The organism is Mesorhizobium sp. WSM2561, from assembly GCF_000513915.1.
In the GTDB taxonomy this organism is placed as follows: domain Bacteria; phylum Pseudomonadota; class Alphaproteobacteria; order Rhizobiales; family Rhizobiaceae; genus Mesorhizobium; species Mesorhizobium muleiense.
The window spans coordinates 27,564-45,616 of record NZ_KI911325.1 but is presented as its reverse complement, the minus strand read 5'-3'; the positions used below and the strand labels follow the sequence as shown (position 1 = coordinate 45,616).

9 protein-coding genes and 1 tRNA gene are annotated in these 18,053 nt (G+C 62.0%); 5 read left to right on the top strand and 5 right to left on the bottom strand.

What is annotated here, in order from left to right; all coding sequences use genetic code 11:
• Positions 1-239 precede the first annotated feature (239 nt).
• Positions 240-1,145: a sugar-binding domain-containing protein gene (locus M727_RS0134620; protein WP_027156327.1), complete on the bottom strand. Its 906-nt coding sequence runs from the start codon at positions 1,143-1,145 to the stop codon at positions 240-242.
• Between the two features lie 286 nt (positions 1,146-1,431).
• Here M727_RS0134620 and M727_RS0134615 point away from each other — a divergent pair, with 286 nt between their 5' ends.
• The 3 genes from M727_RS0134615 (at position 1,432) to M727_RS0134605 (ending at position 6,229) form a co-directional block, all read left to right on the top strand.
• A complete protein-coding gene (locus M727_RS0134615; RefSeq protein WP_027156326.1) occupies positions 1,432-2,337 on the top strand; it encodes a tagatose-bisphosphate aldolase in 906 nt (301 codons plus the stop codon).
• A gap of 268 nt (positions 2,338-2,605) precedes the next feature.
• The gene (locus M727_RS0134610; protein ID WP_027156325.1) at positions 2,606-4,090 is read left to right on the top strand and encodes an ROK family protein; all 1,485 of its coding nucleotides are present in this window, start codon (positions 2,606-2,608) and stop codon (positions 4,088-4,090) included.
• A gap of 231 nt (positions 4,091-4,321) precedes the next feature.
• Positions 4,322-6,229 (top strand): bifunctional diguanylate cyclase/phosphodiesterase, encoded by a 1,908-nt coding sequence (locus M727_RS0134605; protein ID WP_027156324.1) that lies wholly within the window; start codon positions 4,322-4,324, stop codon positions 6,227-6,229.
• Between the two features lie 49 nt (positions 6,230-6,278).
• Here the strand turns inward: M727_RS0134605 and M727_RS0134600 are convergent, their stop codons facing one another.
• Positions 6,279-8,594 carry an acetamidase/formamidase family protein gene (locus M727_RS0134600; RefSeq protein ID WP_027156323.1) on the bottom strand — a complete coding sequence of 772 codons (2,316 nt, stop codon included), beginning with the start codon at positions 8,592-8,594 and terminating at the stop codon, positions 6,279-6,281.
• Between the two features lie 329 nt (positions 8,595-8,923).
• Here M727_RS0134600 and M727_RS0134595 point away from each other — a divergent pair, with 329 nt between their 5' ends.
• Positions 8,924-10,375: an acetamidase/formamidase family protein gene (locus tag M727_RS0134595; protein ID WP_027156322.1), complete on the top strand. Its 1,452-nt coding sequence runs from the start codon at positions 8,924-8,926 to the stop codon at positions 10,373-10,375.
• 254 nt (positions 10,376-10,629) lie between these two features.
• Here the strand turns inward: M727_RS0134595 and M727_RS0134590 are convergent.
• Positions 10,630-10,706: transfer RNA gene (locus M727_RS0134590), tRNA-His, on the bottom strand.
• A gap of 442 nt (positions 10,707-11,148) precedes the next feature.
• Complete coding sequence (locus M727_RS0134585) at positions 11,149-11,607, bottom strand: phasin (RefSeq protein ID WP_027156321.1); 459 nt, start codon at positions 11,605-11,607, stop codon at positions 11,149-11,151.
• 254 nt (positions 11,608-11,861) lie between these two features.
• On the opposite strand from M727_RS0134585, the gene M727_RS0134580 reads away from it, so the two are divergent.
• Positions 11,862-15,515: a PAS domain S-box protein gene (locus M727_RS0134580; RefSeq protein WP_027156320.1), complete on the top strand. Its 3,654-nt coding sequence runs from the start codon at positions 11,862-11,864 to the stop codon at positions 15,513-15,515.
• A 438-nt stretch (positions 15,516-15,953) separates the two neighbouring features.
• Here M727_RS0134580 and M727_RS0134575 read toward each other — a convergent pair whose 3' ends face one another.
• Positions 15,954-17,948, bottom strand: coding sequence for an acetoacetate--CoA ligase (locus M727_RS0134575; protein ID WP_027156319.1), 1,995 nt, complete (start codon positions 17,946-17,948; stop codon positions 15,954-15,956).
• Positions 17,949-18,053: the final 105 nt, after the last annotated feature.

Sequence of the window (18,053 nt, the reverse complement as noted above, 5' to 3'; positions counted from 1 at the left end):
GGCCCGCATGCTTGCCTAGCCGCAATGTTGTAACACTTTGCTGAAAGAAATTGCAACCGCGTATTTCCGGGATCGAAACGCTTTCACACCGGACACCATCTGTCTGCTCCGCAGAGCCCCTCCCGCAGACTATTGCCCCAACGCCTTGACGACACAACTGATGATTTCGCTGCGGGTTTGGTGTCGATCGGTCTGGAATCGATCAGCTGTGCCGATGTCACGTATCGGCGTGCCCAGCATTATCGGGGCAAGAGAGCCTCGAGAATGGCCTGGGCCGTCTTCGTGTCCGTCACCAGAGCATTGATAAGCCTGGCGCGGACGGCACCTATGATCGCCTTCGCCTTCTCCGGCGAGGCGGCAACGCCGATCACCAGGGGGACGGCTCGAAGCTGGGCCGGCGACATTGCGATCATCCGGCCCTCCCCCTCCCACGGGATGAGCGTGCCTTCGGCGTCGAAGTAGTGGCGGATGACGTCTCCCGCCGCATGAAACAGGGCCTGTTCGCTCAGCGTGGCCGCGCTCGCTTCGGGCGGATTGATGGCATGGGGCAGGCCGATGCCGACGATCGCAACGTCGGTCCGGTCCCAAAGCGCGACGCTGTCGCGGATGGCCGCATCGCCGAGGAAGACCTCACGCAATTCGGACGACGGCAGATAGGGCGCATGGATGAAATGCGGCGTCCCGCCCAACTCTTCTGCGGCGAGCCGCACAAACTCGTTGATCTGAAAATGCGCCGCCTGCTGCTGCATGCCGCCGGTGGCAGCGACGGTAAGAACGCCAGGAATGCGCGGCAGGCCTGCCTGGATCACCTGGCGAATGGCTCGCCCCCAGCCGATGGCGACGACCTTGCCGGCCGTCAGTCCCGCTTGCTTGAGCAAGGCGCCGAGCGGCGCAGCGAGCGCCGCCAGCGCACCGGCTGCCGGCGTTTCGATGACCGCCGCGTCACGCAGCCCGAGTGCCTCGACCAGTTGCGTGGTGATGCCTTCGGGGGTTGCAAGATCGAGAACCTCGATCCGCACGATGCCCTCCGCTCTCGCCCGCTGCAGGAGGCGCGATATGGTCGCGGTGGAGACGCCAAGCCGCCGCGCGATATCGACCTGCGACATGTCCGCCTCATAGTGCAGTTTGGCGACCGTATGCAGCATCGTCCGCGATGCGGCTGCATCTTGTGCGGGAGGTGCAGACAGCTTGCAATTCCTTTCAGCAATGTGTTACAGACCCATCGACCGATGGGAGTTATCGCGCAAATCCGGCTGACTCGCAACGTGGGCTGGTTTCCACGGCAGATTGCGGGCCAAGGCCGAATTTCTCGGTCCGCTAGCGCAGCAAAGCGGCAAAACCTCCTGTCGGGAGGCAGGGTAAAACTGAACCTTTCTTGTTTCCACTGATCTGCGCCCCGGTGAATGGGCGCCAACATCGGACAGAAGACCCATGACAAAGATGACGACCGCAGAGTTGCGCGGCTACCAGCAGATATGCGGCAGGGACGGGGCGATGATGGCCATCGCCTGTGACCAGCGCGGCGGCATGCGAAGCTTGCTTGCGTCGGACCCTGAAGAACAGGCCAAGATCACCAACGACATGCTGGGCGACACCAAGTCGGACATCACGCGATACCTCGCCAGCCAGGCATCCTGCGTGCTGCTCGACCCGCTCTGCGCGGTGCCGCGGGTTGTCGATGACGGGGTGCTGAGCCGCGATACGGCTCTGCTCATCGGCCTCGACGCTTCGGGCTTCGACGTCTCGCCTGCCGGCTACCGCCTGTCGCGTCTCGTTCCCGGCATCGGCGCGCGCCGCGTGCGCGAGCTCGGCGGCACCGGCGGCAAGATCATGGTTTATCTCAGGCCCGACAGGCCTGAGGCGAACGAGCATAATGTCGCCATTCTGCGCCAATGCATCACCGATTTCGCGCAAGAGGACCTCCTGCTCGTCGTCGAGTTCCTGACCTATCAGTTCGAAGCGGAAAGCCTTGAAGAGTATACGGCCAAGATCCCCTGGCTCGTCGAAGAGGGCACCCGTATTTCGCTGGAATGCGGGGCAAAGGTGCTCAAGCTTCCTTATCCCGGAACGCCGGAAGCCTGCGCCAGGATCACCAGCATGGCTGGCGAGGTGCCCTGGGCGGTCCTCTCCGCCGGCGTCAACCACGCAACCTTCCTGGGCCAGGTCGAGATCGCGATGAGGAACGGCGCGTCGGGCGTCATCGCCGGCCGGTCGCTGTGGAAGGACTGCATCTCGCTCGACCGTGACATTCAGCGTGAAAGGCTCAGGACTATCGCGGTGTCGAGATTGCGCGAGCTTCAGGCGGTGATCGGAAATTACCGGCAGAAAGCCGCTTAGCACGATGACCCCGAACCGAAGGTCCGCGATGCAAAATCGTAGTCGATCTTCGAAAAGGATCATGCGCAAATAAAAGTACTATAGCGTCCTGTGCGCACCAGGATGCGCGGCGCTGTAGCTATCCGACGTTCACACCAGGCACGCACGGGACGTCATGCCTCTGACCATGATCCCGAAAAGTGGGGACCGGTTTTCGGAGAAGATCATGGTCAAACAGCAAGATAGAGCCCCATTTCGATTTAGTCGAAATGGAACAGGCTCTGGTTCGATGGCCATAGGAATCGATATCGGCGGCACCAATCTGCGCGCCGCCCGTGTTTCCGGCACGGGCGAAATCCTCGAGCGCATTTCCGAGAAAAGCGCGCCGGACCCCGAGCTCGTGCTCTTCCGGATCGCCGAAATGGTGCGCCGGCTCGATTCCCCCGAAGTTGCGGCCATCGGCATCGGCGTCCCAGGACGCGTCGATGCGCGGTCTGGCGCGGTCTTGTCAGGGGGCTATGTCAACCTCGCCTCGGTCTCCCCTGCGCAACGACTGGAAAGCCTGGCGGGCAAGCCCGTGGTGATCGACAATGACTGCAACATGGCACTGGTCGCGGAAATGGCCCTCGGCGCTGCCAGAGGCCATGAAAGCATCGTCATGTTCACGATCGGGACCGGCATTGGCGGTGCCGTGGTCCAGGACCGGCGGATCGTCCGCGGCAAAGGGACGGCGGGGCAGCTCGGCCACATCACCGTCGACCTATCAGGCGAAGCGTGCGTCTGCGGCCGGCGCGGCTGCGTTGAAACCACCAGCTCAGGCACGGCGCTTGGCCGGCACATCGCGCGGGCAGGCCTCGGTCCGGACGTTTCGGTCGATCAGCTTTTTGCCCGGGATGCGGGCGGCGATCGCTTGGCGCGCGGTATACTGGAAGCCTGGGCCGGGCCGCTGCGTGCGGCAATCGATACGACCGTGGCCATGTTCGACCCCGACCTGGTGCTGCTCGGCGGCGGACTTGGCCTGGCGGCCCGTCGGGCGCTTGCCAGGGCTCCTGCCCTCGCGCCCTGGTACCAATGCCCGGTGGAAGCGGCGCAACTGGGCGACGACGCCGGGATCATCGGCGCCGGTCTGCAAGCGCTCGCCACGCAAGCGGCAGTTGCACAATCAGAAGTTGCACAAGCCTCGCCAGTACCCTTGCCGACCGCCCGGCTTGATTGCACCAGGCGCGCCGTGCCCGGCCGGCGCGCCGTGCTCGTCAACGGCATCCCCGCCAGCGGCAAAAGCACGGTCTCGCGCGGCATCGCCGCGCGCATGGGTTGGCCATTGCTGGCGCTCGATACGATCAAGAACCCGTTCCTGGAAGTGCTCGGCGGCGGCGATCGCGAATTCAACCGCATACTCGGCCGCGCCAGTTACCAGGCCATCTGGTCGGTCGTCGGCGAGGCCCCGGCGGGCGCCATATTTGTCGTCGACGCCTGGTTCGGCTTCCAGCCGCGCCAGGTGCTCGAGGATCACCTGCGCAGCGCCGGCGTCGAGCAGACCGCCGAGATCTGGTGCCATGCGCCCGGCGAAGTTCTGGCCGAGCGCTATCGCGCAAGGCTCGACCAGCGTCCCGCCGGCCATCCCGGCGCGGCCTACATCCCCGAACTGATCGAACTGGCCAAGCGCGCCGAGCCGCTGCGGCGCGGACCGCTGTTTGACGTCGACACGACCAGACCGATCGCTTTCGACGCCATCACGCAATGGCTGCAGGCGACGATTGCGGCTGACAGATAGGCAGCGCAGCCCCTAAGCACGTCGCGTTTGAACGGATGCATGCGACGCGCCTTAAGTTATTCCCGAGCGCCAGGATGCTGCCGATCCATGTTCTCTATCACCGCACAAATGAGGAGGATTCATACAAAGGCCTCGCAGAAGGCTGATACAAGCTGAGTAGTTAACCCGTCCTTCAGTGGGCTTGCATAAGCTTACGTTGCGAATCGGCATGGGAAGCGAACCGACTGGTCTATGGCCCTAAAGAAAGAAAACGCGCTGGAGGCCAGAATCCTTCAAGATCAGCTTGCTGATCTGAAGGCCGGTCTCTTCGTATCGATGCCGATAAGCACTATGCTATCAGGCCTGATTTTGACGGTGCAGGCCTTTTCTGGCGGGGGCTTTGCCGCCGCAATCTGGTTCCTGGTTATCAATGCCATAAATGCCGCCCGCCTCGGACTCGCCCGTTATCAGCTAAACGAGACGGGGGATCAGGACGATTTAACAGGGATTTCGCAGCGGCTTCGCTGGTTTGGCATCCTTGCGCTTCTGTCAGGGTTTGCCTGGTCCTTTCTTGCCGTCCTTACCGTTGGCTACACAACGCCGCAAGCGCCGCTGCATCTGATTATTCTGGCGGGCATTTCAGCTGGTGCGGTTACATACGGCAGTTCATATGCCGCGGCCGCGATCAACTTCATCACGCCGCCGCTTGTGATCGCGATGGGTTGCCTGTTGGCGAAAGGCAACTTTGAAGATTACATTCTGGCCTTTGCCGTTCTGCTCTTCGTGGGCGGCTTGGTTCGAGGCTCGTTTGTAGGGCAAGCCCGCTTCCGCGAAGCAAGCCGCCTGAGACATGAGGCGGAGCGGCTTGCGGCGGAAATGGAGCGCAATTCCAGGGAGGACCACCTAACGGCCCTTCTCAACAGACGGGGCCTCGAACACGCGATCAATCAGTTCGAGAATACGGACGGCCCGTTCGTTGCAATGCTGATTGATCTGGACGGCTTCAAATCTGTCAACGATACCTACGGTCACAGGACCGGTGATGAACTGCTCATCATGATCGCCCGCCGCATAGAGCAGGAAGCGCCGGCAGGCTCAACGCTCGCCCGTATCGGCGGCGATGAGTTCGTGCTGTTTTTTCCCTCACTCAGGAGTTCGCTTTCTCCCAGTAACCTAGCATCCAATATCATAGCCAAAGTCGCCAGCCCCTATCCTAAAGTCGCGTCCGTCCGGATCGGTGCATCGATCGGAATATACTTGGCCGAAAGGCCGGGGCTGACGGAAATGTTGCTGCGGGCGGATGTCGCTCTTTACACGGCCAAGCGTCGTGGCAGGAACGAATTTCGCCTGTTCGATGCCGAACTCGACAGGGAATTGCAACGTCGCCAGTCCATCGAACGCGACCTTCATTCGGCGATAGAGGCGAGAAGGGTGGCGCCTTGGTTCCAGCCCATCGTAAGACTCGATACCGAGGCCGTGATCGGTTTTGAAGCCTTGCTAAGATGGTCCCATCCGATCCATGGTTCCATCTCTCCACCCGAAATCATGACAGCCGCACGCGAAACCGGAATGCTTCAACTGTTAACGCAAACGGTATTCTCCGACTGTTGTGCTCTTATCGACGGCTTGGTGAAAGCTGACCGTCGAGATGTTCGTGTGGCAATGAATGTTTCACCGCGCGAATTGGAAGCCGGCGATATCGACGACATGGTTCTGAATGGTCTGGCGGCAAAAGACCTCCCTGCAACGATGTTCGAAATCGAGATTACCGAAGAATCTCCAGTGGACCCGGAAAGACTGGATGAAAAGCTCGGACGGCTTTCACATGCCGGCATTTCCATCGCGCTCGATGACTTCGGCACCGGCTTTTCCACGTTGGCGTCGCTCAAGGACAGCCGGATACGCAAGGTGAAAATAGACCAAGGCTTCATTCGCGGCTTGGCCAAGTCTCGGGAGGACCGGCTGCTTGTCAAAACGGTGATCGATCTTGGTCGGGCGCTGGGGATCGATGTCATGGCCGAGGGCGTCGAAACAGAGGCGGACCGGCAAATTCTGTACAAGCTCGGCTGCAGAACTGCTCAGGGCTTCCTATTCTCCAAGGCGGTGCCGCTAAGCCAGGCGCTTGAGGTGACACTAAAAGAGCACGCCACGGAGTTGTGAGGGCACACGCCATCAATGAAACCGCTGCGTGATCTCTGATCATGGGTGGTCAGGCGCGAGCGGTACGCTGGCTGTGCTGTCGCTCGCCGAACACGGCGTTGGTGATCGTGGCGTGCACGCCGAAATTTCCGTCGGCGACTTGCGTAATGCCGAAGTCGGCGGCAAGCGACATGATGCTCAACACCTCGTCCTCCGTGAGATCGTATGTCTGCATGATGAATCGGCGCGTCTGGCGGAAGGCGTTGCGCAGCGCCAACTCGATGGTGGATGTCTTGTAGACGTCCGACTGCGCGTTGCTGCCGAGGTCCCTGAGGTAGTTGGGATGGCTGAAACTCTGTATCACCCAGCTGTGCTCGGTTTCGATGAGCGGCGAGTTGAGACCGCGCAGGAAAGCCGGGCACCCTTCGCCCGCCTTGTGCAGCTTGATGATGATGTCGCCGGTCAGCGAACACTCAAGACCCGTGCCATTGATCTCGCCGTCCGACTGCGCGAAATGTCCATCGCCGAGCGAGAGCAGTGCGCCCTGAACCGCAACGGGCAAATAAAGCTTCGCGCCGGCTCCGATCCTCCAATTGTCGATATTGCCGCCGAAATAGCCCGGCGGGATGGAATCGACCAGGTCGGCCTCGCGCGGAGCCACCGCGATGCACCCGAAATGCAGGCGCGCCGGTATGCGCACGTCGCTACCGCTCAAGTCGCGATGCGAAACCTTGCTGTGGTCGACGGGTATGCCAGGATAGTCGATCGTCGCGTGGACAACGCCGAAGGGGTCGGTCTGCGGCTGCCATTCGTAGCTGTACAGCGGCCGCGCTGCGGCCGGGCACCGCATGTCGATCTCGAAGATAGTCACCGTTTCGCGTTTGGCATCCCGGTCCAGAAGGTCGTGATACTGATACCCCCACCACGCCGATACGTTCGATGCGAAGGCCTTGCCGGGAAAGGCAGCGCTCGGCCGTGGCCGAATTTCGACGAACTCGATCTCGAGCACGTCGCCGGGCTCGGCGCCGCGCACATAGATCGGGCCAGTCATGATGTGAACGCCGAACCCCTCGCCGGCGCCGCGCCCGAAGATGGAAGCGTTTGCCGGACCGGCCCCACGACGGTCGACGCGCTTGTGTTCGGGTGACCAATCGAACACGCTTTCAGCCCCGCTGTCACCCGCCACCATCCGCTGCCAGTCGTCGCCCGCGTGCTGAGTGAGTGTCTCAACGGTGACTGAATCGCCCGGATCGACGCGCAACACCGGCGGCAGCGAGCGGCTGAAAAAGCCCCAATGCACGGTCTCCGCTGTTGCTGGCAAATGCCAATGGTCCGTGCGTTCGCGCGCTCTTGCCGTTGGCGGGCGATCCATAGCGGCCTGCAGCATCGGGGCCGGCCGCGCCGCCGCCGACTTGCGGCCGTCCGGTTTGCCGCGCAGCGGATAAGCTTCATCCGTCTGCGACCTGGCGCGCCTCACCTGCCTGGGACTCATTCCAAACGTCGCGCCGAAAGTGCGGCTGAAATGCGATTGATCGCGAAAGCCCCAGCGCTGTCCGATCGCGGCCACGCTTTCATGTGCATGGTTGGGATCCGCCAGGTCTATGCGGCAATGTTCGAGGCGCTGCTGGCGCACATATTCGGAGAAGCTTTCGCCGCGCCCCTCGAACAGTTTTTGCGCGTAGCGTACGGAAAGCCCTTCCAGTCTCGCGATCAGGGCCAAGGCAAGATCCGGGTCCGACAGCCGGGCGTCAATCGTCGCCGCGACGCGCCTGAAATGTGCCGTTTGCACCCCGGTCAGGCTGCCAGCGGGCTCACGTACCTCGCCAAGCAGGGCGCTTGCCACGAGTTCCGTCAAAGCCACTTCGGCGGCTGTCAGATCGGCCGCACCGGAAGTCTCGAGATTGGAGCCCAGCGTTCGCAATCCGGATTTCGCAACCGCAGCGACGACGGTGCTGCCTAGCACCTTCGGCAAGCGGATGCCGCTGCGGCCCAGCCGTGCTTCCAGCGGACCGGCGGCCGCCTGAAGTATGAACGCGCGGAAGTCACTGCGAAAGGTCATAGACCAGTCGTCGGCCGTGCCGAGCACCATCATGTCGCCGTCAGCGAGATCGAACGCCTGGTGCGGGGCGACAAGACGCCCGCGCCCAGCAACGATGAGAGCGAATAGAATCCCGTGGTCCCGGCGCATCGGCACGATGCGCTGGGGTGTACCAGAGACGTCGGCGAGGCGCGTGGTGGCGTTCGCTGCCCGCAGGTGCATAGTGCCTCTCGGGATCGGCTGGTCGTCGACAGACGCGGAAAGCGAAAGCTCCTCAAACCAGTCGAGCCACGCCCTGTCGCGGTGTTCGAGGGGCAGATGGTCGATCGATCGCAGAGCCGCAACCATAAGAGAAGAGGGTCCTTGTTGCATACTGCAGCGGCCTTTCCGGGGCGCGTTACGTCCATCAGACGACCCGCCCGCCGAGATTCACTTTAGCGCGACGCCGGCCACAGTATTTGTGCGCATGCGAACAATCTCTTGACTTTACCCTGTCACCAGGCGGAGCTCAAGCTCGCCGGTCTTGCCGGCGTGAGCGTAAGCCATTGAATTGACCCGTATTTATTTAGGCAACAGCGCGATGCATTGATTTCGCGGCCGGCTGGCTGGATTGCCGATGGCGCGCGTGATGCATAAAATCGCGCACATTCCTTCCAACAAAAACAAGGGGACTGTTCATGTGCAAAGGCGATGATATCAGCTGTCCGCATTTCGAGCTTCACTACAACAAGTTGAAGCAAGATCTAAATGCCGAGCGACGCGGCTTTCTGAAGGGGGGCCTGTTCGCAGCCAGCGGTCTGGCCACGCTGGGCGCCGGTGGCATCTCGCTGGTCACACCCGCACTGGCGCAGGCCACGTCATCGAAGCTGCCTGCACAACGCGCCTATCATTATTTGCCGGCCAACGCCGAGACCGTGCATTGGGGCTACTTCAGCAAATCGCTGAAGCCGCGCATCGAGGTCAATTCCGGCGACATGGTCACGATCGAGTCGCTCACCCACCATGCGGGCGATGACCTGGAGCGCATGGTCGACGGCGACGAGGGTGCAGAGAGCGTCTATCTCTGGACGAAAGAGAAGAAGGGCGTCGATCGCCGCGGTGCCGGCCCTACCGACCCGGCCAAGTACAAGAAAGGCTCTGGTGAGGGGCAGGGCGTGCACATCATGACCGGCCCGGTCTATGTCCGCGACGCGGAACCGGGCGACATATTAGAGGTGCGGATTCTCGATTGCGGGCCGCGTCCCTCTGGCAATCCCAAGTTCAGCGGCAAATCATATGGCTCCAACGCGGCGGCCAATTGGGGCTTCCACTACAATGACCTGCTTGGCGGCACTAAGCGCGAGGTCGTCACCATCTACGAGGTCGACGTTGCCGGCGGCAAAAGCTGGGCCGAAGCGGTCTACAATTTCCAATGGGTGCCGCAGACCGATCCGTTCGGCGTCAGGCATGACACGATCGACTATCCCGGGGTTCCGGTCGACCATAGCCTGACCAAACGAAACTACGATGTGCTGAAGGGCGTGAGACTGCCTATTCGCCCGCATTTCGGGACGATCGGACTGGCACCGAAAGAAGCGGACGTCGTAGACACCATCCCGCCCAGCTACACCGGCGGCAACATCGATAACTGGCGCATCGGCAAGGGCGCCACGATGTATTATCCGGTCTCCGTCGACGGCGCGCTGCTCTCGGTCGGTGATCCCCATGCCAGCCAAGGCGACAGCGAATTATGCGGCACGGCGATCGAATGCTCGCTCACCGGCACGTTCCAGCTCATCTTGCACAAGAAAGCGGACCTTGCCGGCACGCCACTCGAGGAGCTCAACTACCCCATGCTCGAGACGCAAACCGACTGGCTGGTGCATGGGTTTTCCTACGCCAACTATCTTGAGGAACTGGGACCGAGCGCTCAGAGCGACATTTATTCCAAGTCGTCTGTCGACAGAGCGCTGCGCGATGCTTTCCGGAAGATGCGCCACTTCCTCATGACAACCAAAGGACTAACAGAGGACGAGGCGATTTCCCTGATGTCGATCGGAGTAGACTTCGGCATCACCCAGGTCGTCGATGGAAACTGGGGGGTGCATGCGGTGGTGAAGAAGGACATCTTCGCCGCACGTGTCGCCTGAGATGGTGGGTAACTAAATCTCGCATCACATTGCCGTTACTCGGAAGCTCGACAAAGGCTAAAGCGCGTCGCGTTTGAAGGAATTCATGCGACGCGCTTTACGCTGCGCACCCTCGGGTCAGGCCCGAGGGCATGCTTTTGCGCAACATGCATCAGGAATCCGAACCAAGCGGGGCACCGACCGGTCCCTCCGTAAGAACGGACATCTGTAGCCAAGAGAAGCGGCCGAAACCGAAGAGGGCGACCGTGCACAAATGGTACCGTTGGCTGGGATCGAACCAGCGACCTCCGGATCCACAATCCGGCGCTCTAACCATCTGAGCTACAACGGCACGTTCGCCTGAGCGGGATGGGAACGTTCATTCTCCGCGACCCGCTCTGTCGTTCGGCGATGCGTCCATACGGGCTATCGGAGTTTAATTCAAGGCTTTTGGCCGCGCATGACCCGGAAAATCAGAATCGATTTCGCTGGGGATCATGCGCAAAATCCCGGGTTCCGCAGCGCCCTTTGCGCGTCCAGGAAGGCGCCCGGCGCTGTAGGCAAAGGGTGCTCCGGCACCGACATCATATTCGCCGGGCAAAGAAAAAGGCCGGCGGGAGGAGGTGCCGGCCTTTTCCTGTTCCGAGCCAGCGGGAGGAGGTGCTGGCTGGTCATCCCGGAGAGCAGAGGGAGGAGGTTCCACCCGCCGGGTATTCGCTTGGACCACTATATCTCACATAATCCTGTTCGAAGAAATGCGACCTTTTGTTGCATCTTCGAATTATGCGCAAATATTAGGCGATCTTAACTTCCTTCATCGCCTTCTCGAAGGCGGTCTTGATCGGCTTGGAGACGTCCTCGGCCGCCTTGGAGGCGACGGTCTGGAAATCCTTTGCCTGCTCGACAGTCATCTCGACCTGCTTGCGCAGGAATGCGGTCTGCAGTTCGACGACTTCCGACAGCGACTTGGCGCCGATCAGAGCTTCGAAATGCGACAAGCCGGCTTCGGTATTGGCGCGCAGAGCGGCAATGGTCTTGAGCGACAGATCGTTGGAAACGGTCTTGGCGGTCTCAAAGGTGGACTCAAGAGCTTTCTGGGTGTCTTCGGCGCCGGTCTTCAGCTTGGCATAGGCCTCTTTCGACTGCTCGACGCCCTTTTCGGCGAAAGCGCGGATCTGGTCGGTGGCCTTGGAAGCGTCGAAGCTCGGGAATTCAACATTTTCGATGGTATCAGCGGTCTTGGTCCTGGACAATTTTCCATCCTTTGCAGTGGCAGCGGCTTCGATAGGAAAGCCGTCTCGTTCATGTATGATGTCAATATAAAGGCAAATCTTGTGCATTGCAATATCTTTGTTGCAGCGCACCATAAATTTTCTCTCCCAGCGTTAACCACGCGCCCAGAGATTCCGGCGGTTGCACGCTATGGCTTGTGGACCTTCGCGCCGTCGGCTTTTATTAACAAAGCGTTAACTGCAAACTGCCCGCTTCGTAAGGGTTCCCAAAGCGCATGCCGTCTGAAAACTACTCCTTCCTCGACGTCGCCGTGCTCGACGCGGTCCGCCAGCGCTTTGCCGCCGGCGACGCGATCGCCCTTTTGTCGGCAGACCTCGAACAGGTGATCTGGGCAAACGGACCAGGGGCAGCGGTGTTCGGCCACCCCGACATCGAGGCGATCATCGGCGCATCGGCCGGCTTGCCGCCGATCGCCAGGCGCCAGATCATGGCGACAAGCGGTTTTCCACAGATCGGCCGCGACCGCGCCATCACGGTGCGGCTGGCAACCGGGCTGACCAGCCGCGCGGTTGGCTTTCTGGCCAGCGCGGTGACAACGCCTGACGGCGAAAACGCCATCATGCTGGCGGTGCCGGCGACGCAGACCGGCTCGCGCAGCGCCGCCGAGCTTGCCGCTCGGGCCATCAGCGGCTTTACCGAAGACGGTCATTTCATCGCCTTCGTCGACGCCAACGGCAACATAGAGGCCGCTTCCGATGGTTTTTCGGCACTCGGCATCCTGCCCGAAACGCTGACAGCGCTTGTCGCCGATGTTGCGAACGAGAGCGGTCGCGTCGTCAAACGCCTCGTTCCTGGCGGCGCCGCTTCCTACCCGGCCGGCCTCGCCCGGCTGACGGATGAGCGGCACCTGCTGGTGGTGATCGACGAGAACCAGCTGGACTCCGAAACAGCCCCTGCTGGCGAGCCCAGCGCGGGGGCAGCGGCCGATACCGCAGTCCAGGCAAAAGCACAACAGGACAACCCGCCGGCAACAGTCGCGAAAACGGATGCGGCAGCGCAGACAGTTGCGGCAGCCGACGAAAACATTTCGGTGTCGGCGGAGCATGATGTTCCCGATTCCACCGGGCCCGATTCGACCGGATCTGATTCAACTGCGCCTGATTCAACCGAGCAGGGTCCGGAAGCGGCTGGCGGAATACCTCCACAGCATGACCATTGGTATTTCAGCGCCAGCGAGGACGAGGCGCAAATGCCGGGACCGGATGCATCCGGTCCTGTCGAGGCGGATGCTTCGGCGGAAAGCTTCGCACAAAATGCCGTCAGGGCCGCCTCCCCGGTCAAAAATGCCATCCCCTCGATCGACCGCGCGGCGGCGCCCCTGCGTTTCGTCTGGCGCACCGACGCCGAGGGCAGGTTCAGTGCGCTGTCGCCGGAATTCGCGGAACTCGTCGGCAAGCCTGCCGCCGATGTGATCGGCCGGCGCTTCAGGGACGTCGCGGCCACCTTCGACCTCGATGCGACCGGCGAGATCACCGGCCTGCTCGACCGACGCGATACCTGGTCCGGCCGCTCGGTGCTGTGGCCGGTCGCCGGCACCGATTTCAAGATACCCGTCGACCTGGCGGCGCTGCCCGTCTACGGCCGCAGCCGTGCCTTCGAAGGCTTTCGCGGTTTCGGCGTTGCCCGCACCGGCGATGCGGTGGTCGATCCGGAAGCGATCGGCATGGCGCTTGTCGCCAATGCCGACGTTCCCGTCGAGCCGGAAGTCGCCAAAACGCCTGACGAAACCGACCCGTTCCAGGGCGAGGTGCCGGCGCTGACCATCGTGCCGAAGCCGGAGCGGCGCTTAGCCGACAAGGTGATCCGGTTGGCGGAGCACAGGCAGCCGGCCAACGACAAAGGCCTGTCGACGCTGGAACGCAGTGCATTCCGTGAGATCGGCGAGCGGCTCAAGAAGGACAATCCCCCGACCGAACAGCCCGCTGCCGCAATTGCGGCAGAGCCGGCTGCGGCGGAACCGACCGAAACCGATGTCGAAGACGAGAAGGATGTCGCAAGGCTCGACGGTGAGCAGCCGCAAGCAACCGCGTCCGACCTCTCAGGCTCGCTGCTCGACTATGCCGATCGGGACTATGTCGCCGACGATAGCGACGGTGCGCCGGTCTCCGAGCCGGACAAACCGGCGCAGGAGATCGCTGAGCCCACCGACGCCGCCAGTCGATCGATCGCCGAAGACGCCGACAGCATGACGGCCGCCGATTTCCGCGATGCAGAAGACAGCGAGGACTGGGCGCGACCCGATGACGGCGAAACCGGTTCGCCAACCGATGGCATCGGCGATGCCGGCGACGTCGAGCCGGCGACGGTCGAGCGGCCGCGCCTGCCGGTGCCGCCGCTCAAGCTCGAAGGGTTCGTGCCGTCGGCTTTTTCGACCGCGGACGACAACAAGGCTCCGGACATTTCGATCCTCGGCAAGCTGCCGGTGCCGCTGCTGATCCATTCCGGCGACGATCTTCACTATGCGAACGAGGAATTCCTCAGCCTGACCGGCTATGACACGCTCGACCAGCTGGAGGATGCCGGTGGCCTCGACGCGCTGTTTGCCGATCCTTACGACGGCAGCGCCTCCGATGGAACCGACCACGCGCTGCGGTTGAAGACGCGTGATGGTCAGGAGTTCCCGATCGAGGCCATTTTGCGCTCGGTGCCATGGCGTGGCGGCAAGGCGCTGATGCTGGTCGTGCGCCGTTCCGGCGACGACGAGGCAGCAGGTGCCGCCGACGACCAGACGCAGCCGGACACTTTCGAGCTCAAGGCGCGCATCGCCGAGATGCGCACCATCATCGACACCGCGACCGACGGCGTCGTGCTGATCGGCCGAGACGGAACGATCCGCTCGATCAGCCGACCGGCGGAGGCGCTGTTCGGTTTCGACAGCGACGAGGTGACCGGAAAACCCTTCGTCTCGCTGTTCGCGATCGAAAGCCAGCGCGCCGCGCGAGACTATCTCGACGGATTGTCCGAGCCCGGCGTGGCGAGCGTGCTCAACGACGGCCGCGAGGTGATCGGACGCGAGGCGCAGGGGCGCTTCATTCCGCTGTTCATGACCATCGGCAGGCTGCCCAACGACAGCGGTTTCTGCGCGGTGGTGCGCGACATTACCCAGTGGAAGCGGGCCGAAGAGGATCTGACCCAGGCGCGCGCCGTGGCCGAGCGCGCTTCCTCGCAGAAGACCGACTTCCTCGCCCGCATCAGCCACGAAATCCGCACGCCGCTCAACGCCATCATCGGCTTCTCCGAGCTGATGGTCGACGAGAAATTCGGACCGGTCGCCAATGACCGCTACCGCGACTATCTGCGCGACATCAACCGGTCGGGCAACCATGTGCTCGACCTGGTCAACGATCTGCTCGATATTTCGAAAATCGAGGCCGGCCAGCAGGAGATGGCCTATGAGGCAGTGTCGCTCAACGACACGCTGGCCGAGACGGTGGCGATGATGCAACCGCAGGCCAACCGCGAACGTGTCATCATCCGCTCCAGCTTCGCCTCGAGGTTGCCGGAAGTGGTGGCCGATCTGCGCAGCGTGCGCCAGATCGCGCTGAACATCCTGTCGAATGCCATCCGCTACACGCAGGCCGGCGGCCAGGTGATCGTATCGACAGCCTACGAGAACTCCGGCGACGTCGTGATGCGCGTGCGCGACACCGGCATCGGCATGAGCCAGTCCGAGATCGAGCAGGCGCTCAAGCCGTTCAAGCAGCTCAACGCGCTGAAGCGCGGGCGCGGCGACGGCACCGGTCTCGGGCTGCCGCTGACCAAGGCCATGGTCGAGGCGAACCGGGCCCGGTTCACCATCAACTCGACGCCCGGCGAGGGCACCCTGGTCGAAGTCGCCTTCCCGTCGACCCGCGTGCTGGCGGATTAGGGCGGCGGATCTTCAGTCGTCCGTGTCGCCGCTCTATCTCTTTGTTTGAGCATGGGATTTTCCCAAAACCGGTGCCCACTTTTGGGTCCGATGCTTTGTCTTTTTGTTGAGCATCGGATTTTGCGAAAACCGGTGCCCACTTTTGGGTCCGATGCTCCAAAAAGAAAGGCGTCCAACAGGACGCCTTGAAAGATCGATTGCTGTACATCGGGGCTTGAGCGAATTCAGATCCTCTGGGGATTTAGAGGAACGGGATTTCTCCCTCAAGTTACGCACGACTATCGATGTCGGCCCTTAACAAAACCTTACCGGCACCGCGAAAAATTTACCAATGTGTACCACTCATGAAATCTAGGTAAATTCGAGCGAGATATTTCGTTAACCATGCTCGGCTCCGTTTGAACGCGTGACGGATCGCATGTCTTGGACCTCGAGAAACTAATCGGCCAGCTGCGGCAGGTCGCGGAACAGCTCGAGCGCTTCGGGATTGGCCAGCGCCTCCTTGTTCTTGACAGCGCGGCCATGCACCACGTCGCGCACCGCAAGCTCGGTGATCTTGCCCGATTTGGTGCGTGGAATGTCGGCGACAGCGACGATTTTAGCCGGCACGTGGCGCGGGCTCGCGCCGCTGCGGATTTTCGCGCGGATGCGTTTTTCCAGCTCGGCGTCGAGTTCAACGCCGGCCGCCAGCCGCACGAACAGCACGACGCGCACATCATTGTCGAAGTCCTGGCCGATGCACAGCGCTTCCAGGATTTCCGGCATCTGCTCGACCTGATTGTAGATTTCCGCCGTGCCGATCCGCACACCGCCCGGGTTGAGCGTCGCGTCGGAGCGGCCTTGGATGATCAGGCCGCCATGGGCGGTCCATTCGGCGAAGTCGCCGTGGCACCAGACATTGTCGAAGCGCTCGAAATAGGCGGCGTGGTATTTCTTGCCTTCGGGATCGTTCCAGAAGCCGATCGGCATCGCCGGGAACGCTCTCGTACAGACGAGCTCACCCTTTTCCTGCCTGAGTGGCTGGCCGTCGTCGTCCCAGACATCGACGGCGAGGCCGAGGCCAGGTCCCTGGATCTCTCCGATCCATACCGGTTGGGTCGGCACGCCAAGCACAAAGCAGGAGACGATGTCGGTGCCGCCGGAGATGGAGGCGAGATGCACGTCTTTCTTGATGCCGTCATAGACGAAGCGGAAATCTTCCGGCGACAGTGGCGAGCCGGTGGAGGAGATCGTGCGCACGCTGGAAAGATCGTGCGTGTTGATCGGCCTGAGGCCGGCCTTGCGCACGGAATCGATGAATTTGGCCGAGGTGCCGAAATAGGTCATCTTCTCGGCGTCGGCGAAGTCGAACAGCACGTTGCCGTCGGGGTAGAAGGGCGACCCGTCATAAAGCAGAAGGGTTGCGCCCGACGCCAGGCCTGAGACCAGCCAGTTCCACATCATCCAGCCGCAGGTGGTGAAATAAAAGAAGCGGTCGCCGTCGAGCAGGCCGGCGTGGAGCCGTTCTTCCTTGACATGCTGGATCAGCGTTCCGCCGGCCGAATGGACAATGCATTTGGGAATGCCGGTCGTTCCGGAAGAAAACAGGATGTAGAGCGGATGCGCGAACGGCAACCGTTCGAAGGTGACGGGCCTGGCGGCAAGGGATGAGAGCGCCTCGTCCAGCGCAGTCGCCTTCTCGATGGTCGCCGCCACGTCGGTCGATGTGCCGAGATAGTCGACGATCAGGATCTTGCGGACGGTGACGAGCTTTGCCGCAACGGCCGCGATCTTGTCGGCAACCTCGATCGCCTTGCCATTGTACCAGTAACCGTCGGGCGCGATGAAGACAACAGGCTCGATCTGACCGAACCGGTCCAGAACGCCCTGCTCGCCGAAATCGGGAGAGCAGGACGACCACACGGCGCCGATCGAGGCTGTCGCCAGCATTGCCGCGACCGTCTCCGGCATGTTGGGCATCATGGCAGCGATGCGGTCGCCCTTTTTCACCCCGAGCGACAGGAAAAGCTGCTGCAGCCGCGAGGTCAGCGCATGCAACTCGTTCCAGGAGAGCCGGCGCTCGACCTTGTCCTCGCCGCGAAAGACGATGGCGTCACCGAGCCCGGTTTTTTTCAACAGGTTCTCGGCGAAGTTAAGCTTGGCGTCCGGAAAGAAGGCGGCGCCGGGCATCGTCTCGCCATCGACAAGCACGCGCTCGCCGCCACTGACCCCGCCACCGGCGCCCCCATTGGCGCCCTTGTCGCCGACGATGCCGCAAAACTCCCAGACCAGGCTCCAGAACGCCTCGCGATCGTCGATCGACCAACGATGAAGGTCGCCGTAGGAGGAAAAAACCTTGCCGGTTGCGGCAGCCGCGGCCTGCATGAAGGCGGTCATCGGCGCCGCGTCGATCTGGTCTTTGGTCGGTATCCAGAGCGGTGCGTCGCCAGCCATGATCGTTCCTCCTTAAAGCACGTTACGCTTGAAGAGATTCACGCGACGCGCTTTAGACTTTTGTTATTATCATGTCGTTATCCGAAAACGTTGCGCATTTTGGCG